Here is a 12,624-nt window from a genome sequence, read left to right as displayed (position 1 = left end):
TAAAAAGATTTAGTTACAACCTTCCATTTCTATGATATGGTAGCCCCGCTGCTCAATTGAAGCAGTCATTTCTTCTGTGGCTTCTTCTATATGACAGAATTGACATTCACTGGCTGTAAGGCTTTGGCTTTCCTGGCCTTTGGTCCGCAGGTAATTCTTTCCAAAACTGCAAACCTCGTCCTGGCTTTTAACGGCATCAGGAACCAGTATATCAAAATGCATGATTGCTCCATCTTTCTTTGTTACGTATGTATCCCAAACACTGATTTTCATATAATCATTTTTAGATAACGCTGCAGGAACAACCAGTAAAAGCTCGGCAAGCATTTAAAAGCCTGCTCCCGCCATCACGGCTAATATTTTGTATTTCTCAGGGATCCTTACAAGGTCGTGACCCCTTATTTTACCTTTGTATTGGCGAATATCAGCCTTTAACATCCGCCATAGACGCGCCGTAATTAATGTGCAGCACATTGCCGGTTGGTGTAACCAATGCAGGCACCGATTTCACACCGGCAGTTTCAGCGGCTTCAATATGCTGCCTTTTCTCACCCAGGTGCACTACTTCTACATTGTTGGCTCCTATCAGATTAACGATTTCCTGTTCAGCGCTGATACATACAGGGCAACCTGCATGGTAAAAAATTGATTTGTTCATGATTGAATATTTTAAGTGTGGCTTCATTGCCGATACAAAACTAATTGGGACTCCTAACACTATATACTGGACCATGGCCATATTACAGGACTGGACCAGTAATGGCCTGGGAAAAGCTACCAACAAGAAGTTGACCAGTTCAATAATACAATCAGATAGGCTATTTATTTAAGCGTTGATCAGGCCAGGTGTTGCAGGCCTATTGAGTTATCAACCTGATGCTATGAGGCAAAGCAAGGCTGCTACCAACAAGATACCTAAGGTTTCCAGCCGGTCCACAATTCAACATTAGAGGTATATTCAAAAAGGAGCTGCGCGGTAATACCAGGTTTACCGGGGTTCTTTTTCAAGCCTGCTTTCAAGCTTCCTGATACGTTTATCTTGTTCAATAATATGCAGGGTCAGCTCTTCTATTTTCTTTAATAATAAAGCCTGGTTAGCGCCTACTTCAAGCCCCTCCTGCTTCACTTTGCGGGCAGAAGGAACGCCGGGCAAATGTTTATAGGTTTTGATATACCGATCCGTTTCCTGTAACGGCATTAAGTGGTAGCTACTGTCAAAAACATAATCAGGCCAGCTACCTATATCCTGGATCTTCAATTCTCCTGCTACCACTTTCCCCCTAACGGCCAGCTTATAACCATCTGGTACAACAGCGCTATCCCCTATGCTTAGTTTACCTTGTATTGCCATATCTGCCTGCAAAGGAACCGTGGTGATTGCCGTAGTAGCGGCAGGCATTTCGCCCACGTCATAGGTCCAGCCCGAATAATAATCAGGAAAGCCTGATCTATCCATTGCCCCAATATTATAATGTGACCAGTATACGCCGTTATTGGCTATTTCAATTCTAATGCAGGTAATGCCCGAGCCATTTATGTACTTGCCGATACGAACCCTGGCCGGTTTGGAATATCCCGGGTGCTATGGTACTGCGTCCAATAAAAACTACCAATATAATGGTACCAGCCTAAAGTTATATCTACAGCTTTATTGGTGGGGTGAGCATAGTTATAACCGGTAATATGCAATTGAGGGGCGGGTGAATCGTTAGCCGGGATATTCGTGTTTATGTAAAAATAGTCGGGTGAGCCATCAAACGAAGTTATTTTTAGAACACTGGGATAAAAACCGTTTTGCGCATGTACAAGCACGCTGCTCAAAAATGAAAAAACAAAAATGAAGATCCTGGTCATAATTTTATTATTTAATGGTGTTCATACAAATACGTTCTACCTCCTGCTTCTTTTACCAGACTTACCTTCCTGTACTGCGATTCGCTTTTCCAATTCAATAATATGCAGGGTCAGCTCCTCTATTTTCTTTAATAATAAAGCCTGGTTAGCGCCTACCTCAATACCTTTCTCGCCTACCTCTTTTGCTGAAGGCACTTCAGGCAAATGACCATTGGTTTTAATAAATGCTTCTACTTTATTTAAAGGCATCAAATTATAAGAAGATTGAAATACATAGTCGGGCCAAATACTATTATTAACTTTAATTTCTTTTGCATGAACCTTGCCATTCACCGTAAGCTTTTCACCAGGAGAGGTGGTACCAATGCCTATGTTGCCAGAATGATCAATAGTGTAAATTTTGCTTGTCCCATATCCAAATACGCCTTATCGTCCTTATCCCTAACATTAATAAACCAGGGGCCTCCCGTATGATAAGGAGGTTGGATTGCAATTCGGTCAATACTGACTTCGTTGCTCAATTCTGTGATTTCACGTACACCAACATGTAAACTTGCAGCAGGAGAAGTGGTTCCAATGCCAACTTTACCGTCATCCATTATTGTGAACCTGCTGTTACATAATCCACCAACCTGGCAACCTAAATTATCATAAGCCCAAAACTGTAAACTATTACCGTAGCTGCCAGACATATTATAAATATTCCACCTACTGGCTGCACCGTTAGCGGTCTTGGAGCTATTTTCAAGCATGAGTGTGCCACCAATATCCGGACCCTGTCTAACACTTCCGAGTATACTCCCTGTAAGTAAATCTCCACGCACAACAGCAGCTCCGTTTACATCAAATTTTGCTCCCGGGCTAGCTGTGCCAATACCCACATTACCGTTAACTTCATAAATATTAGATTGGGCCTGGCTTACAGATGCCATGGCAAGGAGCACTGCTCCTACAATTGTTCGTCTCATAAGCTATTTTAGTGTTTATTTATTACTTTGTTAGCCACCCACTCCTATCACAAACCTTTCCCCCTTCACCGTTACCACCAGTTCCTGGTTATCAATTTTCAGCACTTTGGTTTTTTCATCCAGCATATCGGCAACACTTACTACCATCGAACGGCCGTTATAGGTAATTAAGGCTGTTTTCTTTTTAGTGGCAGGATTATAGATATAACCGTTGTATTTAATTGCCGGCGGCTGCGGCGCTACGGGTGGCGGCGTATAAGCTGGCACTCCGGCAAGTGCTGCAGGGTTAACTGCACCGGCAGACAATACCGTATCTTCTTCAATCTCTTCAAAAATGTTTTCATTGCTGAAAGGATCAGGATAGGCGTTGTTCAGTAAACGATAGGCAGTGTCTGCATTAATTTTGGCCGGTGGCTTGAACGATGCTGTTGGCGCTACCGTATCCTCACCCGATAAACCGGCTATAATTTTATAAATAATCAATCCCCAGATCAGCACTACCAGGCCGATCAGCACATACTTTGTATTGGGATTATTTTTCAATCAGGTATATTTTATTCTTTTTCCTTAATCGTAAACGTACGGGGGTAACTATAAACGGTACTTGAAGAGCCATTTAAACCCCTTAGCCGCCACTGGTATTGCCGCCCCCTTGTTAGTTTAAGCTCTACCAGGTTGTAGGGCGTTATAGTATCTGCTACCAGTGTTTGAATATTATTAAAAGAAGGTGTTACCACCTGTAACTGGTAATTAGCTACCGGACCCACATATTCCCAGGCAAATTTCTGCAGGGTATCAGTGGATACTGCGCTATCTGCAGGCCCCACCAGCGTTACTTGTTCTTTACTGATATCTTTTTCAAAAATATCTTCACAACCCAGCAGCGTGGTCACTACTGCCAGTATTAGTATGATGGGTATAAAGATGTAATGTCGCATTATTATTAATACTACTGTTTTAATACATTTTGTATATAAAAAGTACAATACAATTCGTCTGGCTCTTCTCCGCTTCCTTTCTTTTTTGAAAATCAAGCGAGGTAACCCTGCAAATTTTATTGGTTTGTTCTAACTCATATACCAGTTTCAAAATACTGTGAAAAGCCCCTCCACTTTCAACATACGGGTCCATACATGCTGGCTGCTTAACCCCAATGGCTTGTATTCTTTAAATTGAAGGGCCAGCTCATCGCAACTCATATTGATGGCTGCAATCACCTGGGCATCCATTATGCTGCTATCCAACATATACTGTTTCTTCCAGCTATTGACTGAAGCTAATTTCGAATCGTAAATAGATACACTGTCTTTCCTTACATTGCTCAATTGTGCCTTTTGCTGGTTGGTACTAAAATCACTGATAGTTCGAAATGTTTTTTAAAAGCCAGCAGGTAGCAGATCAACAACAAGGGTAATAGCGACCACATGAGCAGCTGCCATTTACCCCGGTAATCATTCTTTTGCAATATGTCAAAATACTTCAGCATGATTTTTTTCTAAGAGCCTGTTGTTATTTCTATTAAAAATGTAGCAGCACCTATTTCGGCCTTGTATACATAATTCTTTATGGCAACGCCCTGCACGCCGTTTATATTTTTTAAGGCGCGGCTAAATGTTTCCAGTTCGGTAGGGTCGGCAGAAGTGCCCGATACCCATATCTTATCCTGGCTGAAAATATAGTCGTTCATCCCCACACTCTCCTGTAAAGGCGCTGCCTGCAAACCCGTTAAACTTACCGTGGGAGGTACCAGGGCTGCGATCCGATCGGCAAAATAACCATGCTTTGTAATACGGTTCCAGCCAGAGCGCATGAAAAAATTATAGGAAGAATCTACCTGCGCATTATCTTCCAGGCTATTATTCAGCTGCGCATCTATCAGGGAATTGCTTTGCACCAGCTCATTATTTTTTGTATAATAATGATTGAATACAAAGAAATTAACCAACAACAAGGTAAGCAAAGTGATCAGAACGGCCCAGCCTGTGAATTGGAACAATTTATAATACACATAATCCTTCTGCAAATAGCTGATCTCCGATGTTTTGATATCACTATGCACCCGATCTGCCGGTACTGATAAAAGACTCAGCGCAGAGCCCAGGGCTAATACCTGGTTGGTATTATAATGCATTTCGCCTATTTCAATTTCTTTATAAACCGCATGCGGGTAGCGCTCCTGTTGTACACTGATGATCTTCTTATCATTAATATCCAGTTTCAAAGTGGGAGTGCTCAATTCGATCGGGCCACGATACATAAATGACAACACCATGTTTAGCGGGTTAGTACCCAGTGTAAGAGACACGATCCTGATACCCGCTTCATTTACTTCCTTTATCACATCTTCTACAAAAGTTCTGCGGGCGATATAGGCCATATTATCCTCCCCTTCCATATCATGCAGTGTGTATACAAAGTCCTGCGGATTAACACCGGGGAACCAGCTGCTCACCAGGTTTTCAGTTGCTTTCCCTTTATTGGTGCGCATCAATATGCCCTTACCATTAAGGGTTACCGCCACAGGAATATTTTTGGGCAATTGTAAATCCTTAAAGTTGGCGATACGCTCAATGGCCTTTACTTTAACTACCTTACCCTTCTGCGCTTTAAGGTGTACCCCGCTTATTACCAGGTTTCCTTCATCCATAAAGTGGATGTCGAGACCAATAGCCTCGCGGATCGTGATAATATTATTTCGGATATAGCGGATCACCGGTGTTAATTATAAATGATCGTGGGTCTTATAAAAACAATAGAAACTACTTTGGTATTACGGTTGGTGCGCGAGCTGAATATCCATTTTAATACTGGTATCCTGGATAAAAAGGGGATGCCCGATGAGCTCTCGCCTTTTTCGGTTCGCTCAATGCCACCCAGTAATACCATATCATCATTTTTAACCCTGATGGTGGAATTAAATTTGCTGGTAGCCGTAGGCGGCGGCGTATTAATACTTGTTTCTGCCGTAAAGTTGGTAATATCCATTTCCATACTTAAAGTCACATCCTCGTCGGCCGAAACAAAAGGCCTGATATTTAATGCCAGGTTTGCTTCTACCGGGTAAAACTGTTGTGTTACAATGGTATTCGGATTTAAAGCGCCCTGTGTATTTTGCGTAGACACCGCGTAATAGCGGGTGCTGCCGATACTCAGGTTAGCAGTATGGCCATTCAGAGTAGACAATTTAGGCGTTTGTCGTGCTTCTACATTTTCCAGCTGCTCAATGGCTTTTAACGACACGTAAAACTCAGGCGTTACCTTACCCAGGTTAAATACATTATTTAAACCTATCTGGTCGATAAAGCGGTTAATGCTGCGCGAGCTCATGGTAAAGTTGAGACCATTCAGAATGGTTCCGCCCACCGGTATCGAATCTCCGGGCGCTCTTAACCCGGCTTTTATCCCTGCTTCAGTAGTACGGCCCTTGGTAACATCCATAATTATTACTTCAATAGTCACCATGGGCACTTTGCGATCCACCTGCCTGATCAGGGCCTCAATTTTATTGATCTGCGGCTCAGGGCCGGTTACCAAAAAGGCATTGAGCTCGCTAAACTCCTTAAGGTTTACATCTTTTTCAGATCATCCGGTAAAAAATAGCTTAAAGAGTCTACGCTTCTATGATGTAGTTGTACAAGGCGCTGGCTTTTAATTCCTTCAAAACTCCGCTCCCCTATCATATAAACCTCACTCTCTTTCGCAAAAGAATACGGCGTTCCCAGCAATACTTTTTGTAAAGCCTGTGCATAGGTAAGGTTCCGGGCCTCTGCCGTTACATTGCCATTGAGTTCTGCATATACGAAATAGGCAACACCAGCCTGCTCAGAAATATTTCTTACCAGGTCTTTTAATGGCGTATTAACTGCGCTTATATTCAGTAACTTTTCGTTACCCACCTGTTCTGCATCTACCGATAGCCTTCCGGGAGCACCCTTATCGCCTGCACCAGCTTTGGAATTAGAGGTACGGGCAATGGTATAATTAGGGTTCAACCGGCCGGCATTCTTCGTTACAATTTCTTCATCATCTGCCAGCGACTCCAGCACATAGGTACGCTCATCAGTTTTATTAAACTTTAACCGGTTGCTCCAGCTCATTTGCTCAATGGCACTGCCCACCGGCATATCCTTTATAAAAGCTGTTATGGGTTTATTAAAAGCATTAGGTAACACCACCACGTTTACATCGCTCAGCTGAGTAATTTTTTTAGCTACCTGCAATAAGGTATCATTCTGCAGGTCGAGGGTTATTTTCTTCTCGGCACCATTATAGGTAACTTTTAGTTCCTTAACCGGTGGCGGCAGGTCCAGCCGGGGATCGCGCCAGTTGCGTATATTAATGATCACACCCAGGAAATCATAATCGAGGTTGTATTGCTGTGCCAGGAAGAGCAATACTTCCTGTACCGTAACACCTGAAAAATGATTGGTCATGGTTTGCTTTACATCCGGCGCTATATTAATATTCAGTTTATACGACTGTGCCAGTCCACGCATAAAGTCGGCAATAGAAACGTTTGCCACATTCATTTCGATCTTCTGATTTAAACCAGGTAAATCAAAAGCCAGGTTGGTTAAACGGTAACGGATATTGGTAAGTCGGTCAGTATTTTGTCCCTGTACCTCAACAATAAGCAGGCATGACAATAGTAGTACTAAGGTCAGCGTTTTTTTCCATAAGGTCTTGGTTGTAAGTGCTGTCATTTTTCTTTTAACCAGTTAACTCAATAGCAGCAAAGATATTACCGGAGGTAATTCTAAAAGCCACCGGATAAAGATAGCAGAAAATCGACGATTAAAGCTTAGGATAAGAACTAAAAATTCGTAAAATTATTATCGTGCTTCATAAAACCTATACAAACAAAATATTTTCAATATTTTAGTGGCGGTTTAGTTAACCGTTATGAGAAGAAATGACACTGCTCAACTATACAATCTCTTATTGTAAAAGGACAAGCATTCCCCATTTATCAACAGGCTGGCTGCTAACATGTATGTAAATACCAGCTGGACAATTGCGGTAAATGCTTATGCTATCTCTATCACAGTTTCTATTTATTGAAACATTATTTTAAAGGACTATCTATATACACAACAATATAAAAAAAACAACACTTATGAATCAAAGAAAACTGCCCTTGCTAGCCGTTGCGCTTACGGCCATCACCGGCCTTATTAATACAAGCTCAGTAAATGCTCAGGATGTCACCTACTACGGCGCTAGCACCGCACTGCAGGTTCCGGCAACAGCTATTTTGGTTATGAAGCAGGAAAAACTTCGGGCAACACCTCTAATAATAACGTTTTAGTAGGCTACCAGGCAGGCCTTTCGAACACCAGTGGTTTTGCCAATACATTTGTAGGAAGTTCTGCTGGTCGCTCTAACTTAACAGGTTGGAATGGAACTTTTGTGGGCCATCATGCAGGTTCAAGCCTGGTTGATCAACCTGACAATACATTTATTGGAACTATTGCAGGACGTTTTAGCCTGGGGACAGCCAATACATTTGTTGGAGCCGCTGCCGGTACAAATTCAGGTAATGGTAGTCATAATGTATATATGGGCCCGTATACAGGTTACTACGCTACAGGCTCCTTTAACCTTTACCTTGGGAGGGAAGCAGGCCGAGGTCCTTCCACCGGCAATTCTGGTTCTTATAATACTTTTGCAGGTGTTCAATCAGGGTTTTCCAACACAACAGGAGAATCTAATAGCTTTTTTGGAGCCAATTCGGGGAAAAACACGATTTACGGCAGTCAAAACAGTTTTTTCGGAGCATGGGCAGGTGAAAACAGCAACGGTACGGGGCCGGGAACTAATATAAAAAATGCTTTTTTCGGAAGTTTTAGCGGATACAGCAATAAAGCCAATGGCAATTCTTTTTGGATACGCGTCAGGAAGCAATACTACCACCGGCGAAGGTAATTGCTTCTTCGGGCATGATGCCGGGGGATCAAATACAACTGGCATTGGTAATGTTTACTTAGGCAATCGTTCAGGGCATTTAGCAACCGGAACGGGTAATGTTTTTATTGGCAACCATACAGGCTTTGGCAATACAGGAAGCAGCAATGTTTTTATTGGCAATAGCGCTGCCGGCTTTACCAACAATTTCTCCAACAAGCTGTTTATTGAAAACTCTGGTGATGCTACCCCACTGATTTACGGAGATTTTGCCGCTGATAAAGTGGGCATTAACACAACTATTGTACCCGATGGTTATGCGTTGGGTGTAAAAGGAAAGGTCATTGCAGGCGAGTTGAAAATCCAGCAGGTATCCGGCTGGGCCGATTATGTATTTCTTCCTCCTACCAATTACGTTCTCTGGCAGAAGTTGAAGCTCATATCAAAGAGAAGGGTCACTTACCCGAAGTACCATCTGCCACCGAAATACAAAAGAACGAAGGATATGAGCTGGGCCAAATGGATGCTACGCTTTTAAAGAAAATAGAAGAGCTGACTTTATATGCTATAACCGCGCAAAAAGAGATAGAAGAGTTGAAGCAGGAGAACGTAAAATTAAAAGAAGAAATACTCAACCGCTTAAAAAATCTAGAAAAGAAATCTTCCATGAATATCCCACTTCCATAATATGAGGATGGAGCGACCAAACCAACAAGATTTTCAGCATCTTAACCAATATAAAGTAACTAACATGATTAGAAAGCTAACTACCGTGTTGCTATTAAGTAGCTGCACTTTAACCTACGGACAAAATGTATTCCCAACCAGTGGCAATGTGGGTATCGGTACCTCCTCTCCGTTTCACAAACTAACTGTAGATCCGGACGGACCTGGTGGGATATTAATTGGATCCGGAGGGGGCGGTAACGGCAACTACACACAGTTGCTCATGACAATTTCTGCGAAACAGTATGGTTATGCATCGATTGATGCTATAAAAAGTTCGGGTGACCAATACGGGGATATAATATTAAATAGATATAATGGAAAAGTAGGCGTTGGTACCACAATTCCAATAGCCCTTTTTGATGTTGGTCGACCTTTAAATAACGGCGCTTTAACAACTGCTCTCGCCAGACAATTGGAAGGCAATGCAACTGGTGAAGGTACTTTTTGGGAACCAGGGCCTGGGAAACTCAAATATCTGCCTATAACGGCAAAGCTTTCTCTCTTGAACATTCCTTTCACGGAGAAACTAATAACAGTATTAGTTTTTATAGGGGTTATGGAACGACAGGTGGCCACATACGTTTTGCAACCAACAATGGTACGGAACAAATGATCATTGATGCTTATGGCAAAGTGGGAATCGGAACCATGACACCGGTTGAAGGTTATCGTCTTACGGTAGCTGGCAAGATAACTGGAAAAGAATTAAAGATCCAGCAGGTATCCGGCTGGGCCGACTATGTTTTCTTTCCTTCTTATCAACTGCGTTCGCTTGCTGAAGTAGAAGCGCATATAAAAGAAAAAGGCCACTTACCCGAAGTACCTTCAGCCGATGAGATACAAAAGAATGAAGGCTATGAACTAGGCGCCATGGATGCTACCCTTTTAAAGAAAATTGAAGAGCTGACTTTATATGCGATCCAAATGGAGAAGGAAATTAAGAGCCTGAAATCCGAATCTGCTTCTTTAAAAGAAGAAAACCACGAGCTGAAAGATAATATTTTGTCGAGACTGGAAAAGCTGGAAAAGCATTCGGCTAAAAAGCATTAATTCAATATCTTTTATAAAACAGGGCCAGTGATCTTTTCACCGGCCCTGTTTGTTGCCTGTATTGAACCATTAACAGTATTTCGATATGAAACATGGTTCGTCAGGCTCACCATGACATCCGTCATTTTAATTTTTGATCCTTCTTGTCCAGCCGCTGTTTTACCTGGTCCAGCTCTTTTTTATATTCTTTCAAAGTTTTATCCTGCTCAATAATGTAGAGGGTTAATTCCTCTATCTTCTTCAACAACGCTGCCTGGTTGGCGCCCAGCTCTATCCCCTCTTTCGCAACCTGTTGTGCAGAAGGAATTTCAGGCAGGTGTTTGTTTTTATTAATGAATCGCTCCAGCTCAGGCAAAGGCATTTTTTATAGTTGGGAGCGAATACATAATCGGGCCATGGCTGTGCCTGCACTTTTATCTCCTCGGCTACTATTTTGCCTTTTACCATCAAACGCTCAGATGGATTTTCAACTCCTATGCCCACCTTGCCGTTAATAAAATTAATATCACCAAATCGGTTTCGATAAGGCAATTCAGTAACTTGTACAGCGGTATTACTTATCGGTTCATCAGCTGTTGTCCAGCCCTGAAACCAACTTAGTGTTTCGCTCATACCATGAGCGAAAGCACTAATGGTAAATCTTTGATAATAGACCTTATCATCAATAAAAATTACAACTTTACCATTTTCGTTGGCCAGGTAAACCTTTGGAGCATAACCACCGGCAGAAGAAATGGTGGGTACTGCAAAATAGCCGCTATATATGTAATATACAATCTTAAGGTCTATTACGGCCGAACTACCATAACTATATCCTAAAATAGAAATCGTAGGCATTTGAGTGCCATCGGTGAAAGGCATATTGGTTTTTATTTTCACCCCATGGACGGGTGTGCTAAAGCCAGCATAATTTAAAATATTGGGATAATTCTGCGCATACATAGTTGAGATTACCAACACACATATTGCTGTTAACAGTTGCTTTTTCATATTTTTAAAATTGGGAATAATAAATACTGAACGAACTTTAATGCCTTTAAACAAGGCTACCTATTTCCTTTACAAGTCCTAATCATTAACAGGTTATTGAGCTATATGAACAGCCTGCTTCTTTTCTATTAGAGCCATTTTATCTTCCAGCTTACTTATCTTTTCGTTTTGCTTTTTCAATTCTTTATTTTGATCAATAATATACAGCGTCAACTCCTCTATTTTCTTCAGCAAAGCAGCCTGGTTGGCACCTAATTCTATCCCTTCTTTCGCCACTTGTTCAGCAGAAGGAATTTCAGGGAGGTGCTTGTTTTTAATAATAAATTGCTCTAGCTCCGGCAAGGGGATTTTTTATAATTAGAAGCGAATACATAATCAGGCCAGTTAGCTGTTTCCACTTTAATTTGCCTGGCTCTTATATTGCCGTTTACCGAAAGCTTTTCGGTGGGGTTAGTGGTACCTATCCCTACGTTGCCATTTCCCTGGATGCGCATTTTTTCGGTCTGATTGGTAATATAATTTTCTTGTGTAAAAAATTGCAAGCCATACATATTGGCTCCGGGATTTTGCGTAATGCTTCTTATGGACGTTCCAAATGTATAACCCGCATCTTTTATAGCATGTGCTATCATGATGGCTGAGCTGTCGGTTGCATTAGGAAGGTTTTTTACCAATACATTTCCATCATACACTTCTAACCTGGCTAAAGGATCATTTAAAGTACCAATGCCCACCCGACCGTTGGCATTTTCAACCAACAATTTTTGCCAGGCCTCCCAGGAAGGCTGACCAGCAATGCCAGTTCTCCAAAACATGCCTGAATTATTAAAAAATAGCTGGTGTCTTTTATTACTCCCCGAGTTATCATACCAGGGAGAGATAGTCAATAATCCTCCAAACAAACTATTTCCCGGCGCCTCCAAAGCAGACGTATATTTAAATTCACCTTGCATTCCCATTGTGTAATCGCCGGGAGCACTATTGCTATAACGAGTATCCGCTATAACCAACTTAGTAGCATCTTGGGCCTGAATAGGTGCAATATTGACAAAGGCAATTACAGCATATAGCAATGCAGTTCTAATCGTTAGTTTTTTCTTCATAAGTCTTGTTTTATAATAAGTCTTTT

General features: G+C 41.8%; 24 protein-coding genes. 7 read left to right on the top strand and 17 right to left on the bottom strand.

Annotated elements, in window-relative coordinates:
- Window positions 1-9: 9 nt before the first annotated feature.
- Window positions 10-273, bottom strand: a complete 264-nt coding sequence (locus MKP07_RS19550) for a DUF2024 family protein (RefSeq protein WP_240848677.1) — start codon at window positions 271-273, stop codon at window positions 10-12.
- Between the two features lie 151 nt (window positions 274-424).
- Window positions 425-658 (bottom strand): conjugal transfer protein TraF, encoded by a 234-nt coding sequence (locus MKP07_RS19545; protein ID WP_240848676.1) that lies wholly within the window; start codon window positions 656-658, stop codon window positions 425-427.
- On the opposite strand from MKP07_RS19545, the gene MKP07_RS19540 reads away from it, so the two are divergent.
- On the top strand, window positions 657-830 hold the full coding sequence (locus MKP07_RS19540) for a hypothetical protein (protein WP_240848675.1): 174 nt from the start codon (window positions 657-659) through the stop codon (window positions 828-830). The genes MKP07_RS19545 and MKP07_RS19540 overlap by 2 nt on opposite strands.
- Window positions 831-988: 158 nt before the next feature.
- Here MKP07_RS19540 and MKP07_RS19535 read toward each other — a convergent pair whose 3' ends face one another.
- The 11 genes from MKP07_RS19535 to MKP07_RS19485 form a co-directional block, all read right to left on the bottom strand.
- The gene (locus tag MKP07_RS19535; RefSeq protein ID WP_240848674.1) at window positions 989-1,456 is read right to left on the bottom strand and encodes a hypothetical protein; all 468 of its coding nucleotides are present in this window, start codon (window positions 1,454-1,456) and stop codon (window positions 989-991) included.
- Window positions 1,457-1,533: 77 nt separating this feature from the next.
- Complete coding sequence (locus MKP07_RS19530; protein ID WP_240848673.1) at window positions 1,534-1,854, bottom strand: hypothetical protein; 321 nt, start codon at window positions 1,852-1,854, stop codon at window positions 1,534-1,536.
- Between the two features lie 36 nt (window positions 1,855-1,890).
- Complete coding sequence (locus MKP07_RS19525; RefSeq protein ID WP_240848672.1) at window positions 1,891-2,187, bottom strand: hypothetical protein; 297 nt, start codon at window positions 2,185-2,187, stop codon at window positions 1,891-1,893.
- 35 nt (window positions 2,188-2,222) lie between these two features.
- Window positions 2,223-2,822 (bottom strand): hypothetical protein, encoded by a 600-nt coding sequence (locus tag MKP07_RS19520; RefSeq protein WP_240848671.1) that lies wholly within the window; start codon window positions 2,820-2,822, stop codon window positions 2,223-2,225.
- 30 nt (window positions 2,823-2,852) lie between these two features.
- Window positions 2,853-3,365: a hypothetical protein gene (locus MKP07_RS19515; RefSeq protein WP_240848670.1), complete on the bottom strand. Its 513-nt coding sequence runs from the start codon at window positions 3,363-3,365 to the stop codon at window positions 2,853-2,855.
- Between the two features lie 11 nt (window positions 3,366-3,376).
- Window positions 3,377-3,760 (bottom strand): hypothetical protein, encoded by a 384-nt coding sequence (locus MKP07_RS19510; protein ID WP_240848669.1) that lies wholly within the window; start codon window positions 3,758-3,760, stop codon window positions 3,377-3,379.
- 147 nt (window positions 3,761-3,907) lie between these two features.
- Complete coding sequence (locus tag MKP07_RS19505) at window positions 3,908-4,147, bottom strand: hypothetical protein (RefSeq protein ID WP_240848668.1); 240 nt, start codon at window positions 4,145-4,147, stop codon at window positions 3,908-3,910.
- Window positions 4,144-4,308: a hypothetical protein gene (locus MKP07_RS19500; protein ID WP_240848667.1), complete on the bottom strand. Its 165-nt coding sequence runs from the start codon at window positions 4,306-4,308 to the stop codon at window positions 4,144-4,146. The genes MKP07_RS19505 and MKP07_RS19500 overlap by 4 nt, the downstream gene beginning before the upstream one ends.
- Before the next feature lie 9 nt (window positions 4,309-4,317).
- Entirely contained in the window at window positions 4,318-5,535 is a 1,218-nt protein-coding gene (locus MKP07_RS19495) for a hypothetical protein (RefSeq protein ID WP_240848666.1), read from the bottom strand.
- A gap of 5 nt (window positions 5,536-5,540) precedes the next feature.
- Window positions 5,541-6,356 carry a type II secretion system protein GspD gene (locus MKP07_RS19490; protein ID WP_240848665.1) on the bottom strand — a complete coding sequence of 272 codons (816 nt, stop codon included), beginning with the start codon at window positions 6,354-6,356 and terminating at the stop codon, window positions 5,541-5,543.
- Window positions 6,357-6,388: 32 nt separating this feature from the next.
- Complete coding sequence (locus MKP07_RS19485) at window positions 6,389-7,525, bottom strand: hypothetical protein (RefSeq protein ID WP_240848664.1); 1,137 nt, start codon at window positions 7,523-7,525, stop codon at window positions 6,389-6,391.
- A 413-nt stretch (window positions 7,526-7,938) separates the two neighbouring features.
- Here MKP07_RS19485 and MKP07_RS19480 point away from each other — a divergent pair, with 413 nt between their 5' ends.
- The 6 genes from MKP07_RS19480 to MKP07_RS19455 all read left to right on the top strand — a co-directional run bounded on the left by MKP07_RS19480 (window position 7,939) and on the right by MKP07_RS19455 (window position 10,505).
- On the top strand, window positions 7,939-8,130 hold the full coding sequence (locus tag MKP07_RS19480) for a hypothetical protein (RefSeq protein WP_240848663.1): 192 nt from the start codon (window positions 7,939-7,941) through the stop codon (window positions 8,128-8,130).
- A 101-nt stretch (window positions 8,131-8,231) separates the two neighbouring features.
- On the top strand, window positions 8,232-8,747 hold the full coding sequence (locus MKP07_RS19475; RefSeq protein WP_240848662.1) for a hypothetical protein: 516 nt from the start codon (window positions 8,232-8,234) through the stop codon (window positions 8,745-8,747).
- The gene (locus MKP07_RS19470) at window positions 8,692-9,264 is read left to right on the top strand and encodes a hypothetical protein (protein WP_240848661.1); all 573 of its coding nucleotides are present in this window, start codon (window positions 8,692-8,694) and stop codon (window positions 9,262-9,264) included. Before MKP07_RS19475 ends, MKP07_RS19470 begins: the two co-directional genes overlap by 56 nt.
- On the top strand, window positions 9,246-9,413 hold the full coding sequence (locus tag MKP07_RS19465) for a hypothetical protein (protein WP_240848660.1): 168 nt from the start codon (window positions 9,246-9,248) through the stop codon (window positions 9,411-9,413). Before MKP07_RS19470 ends, MKP07_RS19465 begins: the two co-directional genes overlap by 19 nt.
- A gap of 64 nt (window positions 9,414-9,477) precedes the next feature.
- Complete coding sequence (locus tag MKP07_RS19460) at window positions 9,478-10,068, top strand: hypothetical protein (RefSeq protein ID WP_240848659.1); 591 nt, start codon at window positions 9,478-9,480, stop codon at window positions 10,066-10,068.
- On the top strand, window positions 10,065-10,505 hold the full coding sequence (locus MKP07_RS19455) for a hypothetical protein (RefSeq protein WP_240848658.1): 441 nt from the start codon (window positions 10,065-10,067) through the stop codon (window positions 10,503-10,505). Before MKP07_RS19460 ends, MKP07_RS19455 begins: the two co-directional genes overlap by 4 nt.
- 121 nt (window positions 10,506-10,626) lie before the next feature.
- On the opposite strand, the gene MKP07_RS39030 is transcribed toward MKP07_RS19455, so the two are convergent.
- The 4 genes from MKP07_RS39030 to MKP07_RS19440 all read right to left on the bottom strand — a co-directional run bounded on the left by MKP07_RS39030 (window position 10,627) and on the right by MKP07_RS19440 (window position 12,598).
- Window positions 10,627-10,749 (bottom strand): hypothetical protein, encoded by a 123-nt coding sequence (locus MKP07_RS39030; RefSeq protein ID WP_262919381.1) that lies wholly within the window; start codon window positions 10,747-10,749, stop codon window positions 10,627-10,629.
- Window positions 10,750-10,775: 26 nt separating this feature from the next.
- Window positions 10,776-11,495 carry a hypothetical protein gene (locus MKP07_RS19450; protein ID WP_240848657.1) on the bottom strand — a complete coding sequence of 240 codons (720 nt, stop codon included), beginning with the start codon at window positions 11,493-11,495 and terminating at the stop codon, window positions 10,776-10,778.
- A gap of 93 nt (window positions 11,496-11,588) precedes the next feature.
- A complete protein-coding gene (locus tag MKP07_RS19445; RefSeq protein WP_240848656.1) occupies window positions 11,589-11,837 on the bottom strand; it encodes a hypothetical protein in 249 nt (82 codons plus the stop codon).
- Window positions 11,825-12,598, bottom strand: coding sequence for a hypothetical protein (locus tag MKP07_RS19440; RefSeq protein ID WP_240848655.1), 774 nt, complete (start codon window positions 12,596-12,598; stop codon window positions 11,825-11,827). Before MKP07_RS19440 ends, MKP07_RS19445 begins: the two co-directional genes overlap by 13 nt.
- Window positions 12,599-12,624: the final 26 nt, after the last annotated feature.

It is taken from the genome of Paraniabella hibiscisoli (genome assembly GCF_022512515.1).
GTDB lineage: Bacteria > Bacteroidota > Bacteroidia > Chitinophagales > Chitinophagaceae > Niabella > Niabella hibiscisoli.
The sequence above is the reverse complement of the archived record's forward strand: the minus strand, read 5'-3'. Positions and strand labels throughout refer to the sequence as shown.

What these genes read in the sequence shown, in the direction of transcription:
- MKP07_RS19540 (WP_240848675.1), top strand. Translation starts at nt 657, where the DNA reads ATGATTGAATATTTTAAGTGTGGCTTCATTGCCGATACAAAACTAATT.
- MKP07_RS19550 (WP_240848677.1), bottom strand. Translation starts at nt 273, where the DNA reads ATGAAAATCAGTGTTTGGGATACATACGTAACAAAGAAAGATGGAGCA.
- MKP07_RS19520 (WP_240848671.1), bottom strand. Translation starts at nt 2,822, where the DNA reads ATGAGACGAACAATTGTAGGAGCAGTGCTCCTTGCCATGGCATCTGTA.
- MKP07_RS19500 (WP_240848667.1), bottom strand. Translation starts at nt 4,308, where the DNA reads ATGCTGAAGTATTTTGACATATTGCAAAAGAATGATTACCGGGGTAAA.
- MKP07_RS19485 (WP_240848664.1), bottom strand. Translation starts at nt 7,525, where the DNA reads ATGACAGCACTTACAACCAAGACCTTATGGAAAAAAACGCTGACCTTA.
- MKP07_RS19440 (WP_240848655.1), bottom strand. Translation starts at nt 12,598, where the DNA reads ATGAAGAAAAAACTAACGATTAGAACTGCATTGCTATATGCTGTAATT.
- MKP07_RS19545 (WP_240848676.1), bottom strand. Translation starts at nt 658, where the DNA reads ATGAACAAATCAATTTTTTACCATGCAGGTTGCCCTGTATGTATCAGC.
- MKP07_RS19530 (WP_240848673.1), bottom strand. Translation starts at nt 1,854, where the DNA reads ATGACCAGGATCTTCATTTTTGTTTTTTCATTTTTGAGCAGCGTGCTT.
- MKP07_RS19510 (WP_240848669.1), bottom strand. Translation starts at nt 3,760, where the DNA reads ATGCGACATTACATCTTTATACCCATCATACTAATACTGGCAGTAGTG.
- MKP07_RS19455 (WP_240848658.1), top strand. Translation starts at nt 10,065, where the DNA reads ATGATCATTGATGCTTATGGCAAAGTGGGAATCGGAACCATGACACCG.
- MKP07_RS19535 (WP_240848674.1), bottom strand. Translation starts at nt 1,456, where the DNA reads ATGGATAGATCAGGCTTTCCTGATTATTATTCGGGCTGGACCTATGAC.
- MKP07_RS19470 (WP_240848661.1), top strand. Translation starts at nt 8,692, where the DNA reads ATGGCAATTCTTTTTGGATACGCGTCAGGAAGCAATACTACCACCGGC.
- MKP07_RS19480 (WP_240848663.1), top strand. Translation starts at nt 7,939, where the DNA reads ATGAATCAAAGAAAACTGCCCTTGCTAGCCGTTGCGCTTACGGCCATC.
- MKP07_RS19450 (WP_240848657.1), bottom strand. Translation starts at nt 11,495, where the DNA reads ATGAAAAAGCAACTGTTAACAGCAATATGTGTGTTGGTAATCTCAACT.
- MKP07_RS19460 (WP_240848659.1), top strand. Translation starts at nt 9,478, where the DNA reads ATGATTAGAAAGCTAACTACCGTGTTGCTATTAAGTAGCTGCACTTTA.
- MKP07_RS19465 (WP_240848660.1), top strand. Translation starts at nt 9,246, where the DNA reads ATGGATGCTACGCTTTTAAAGAAAATAGAAGAGCTGACTTTATATGCT.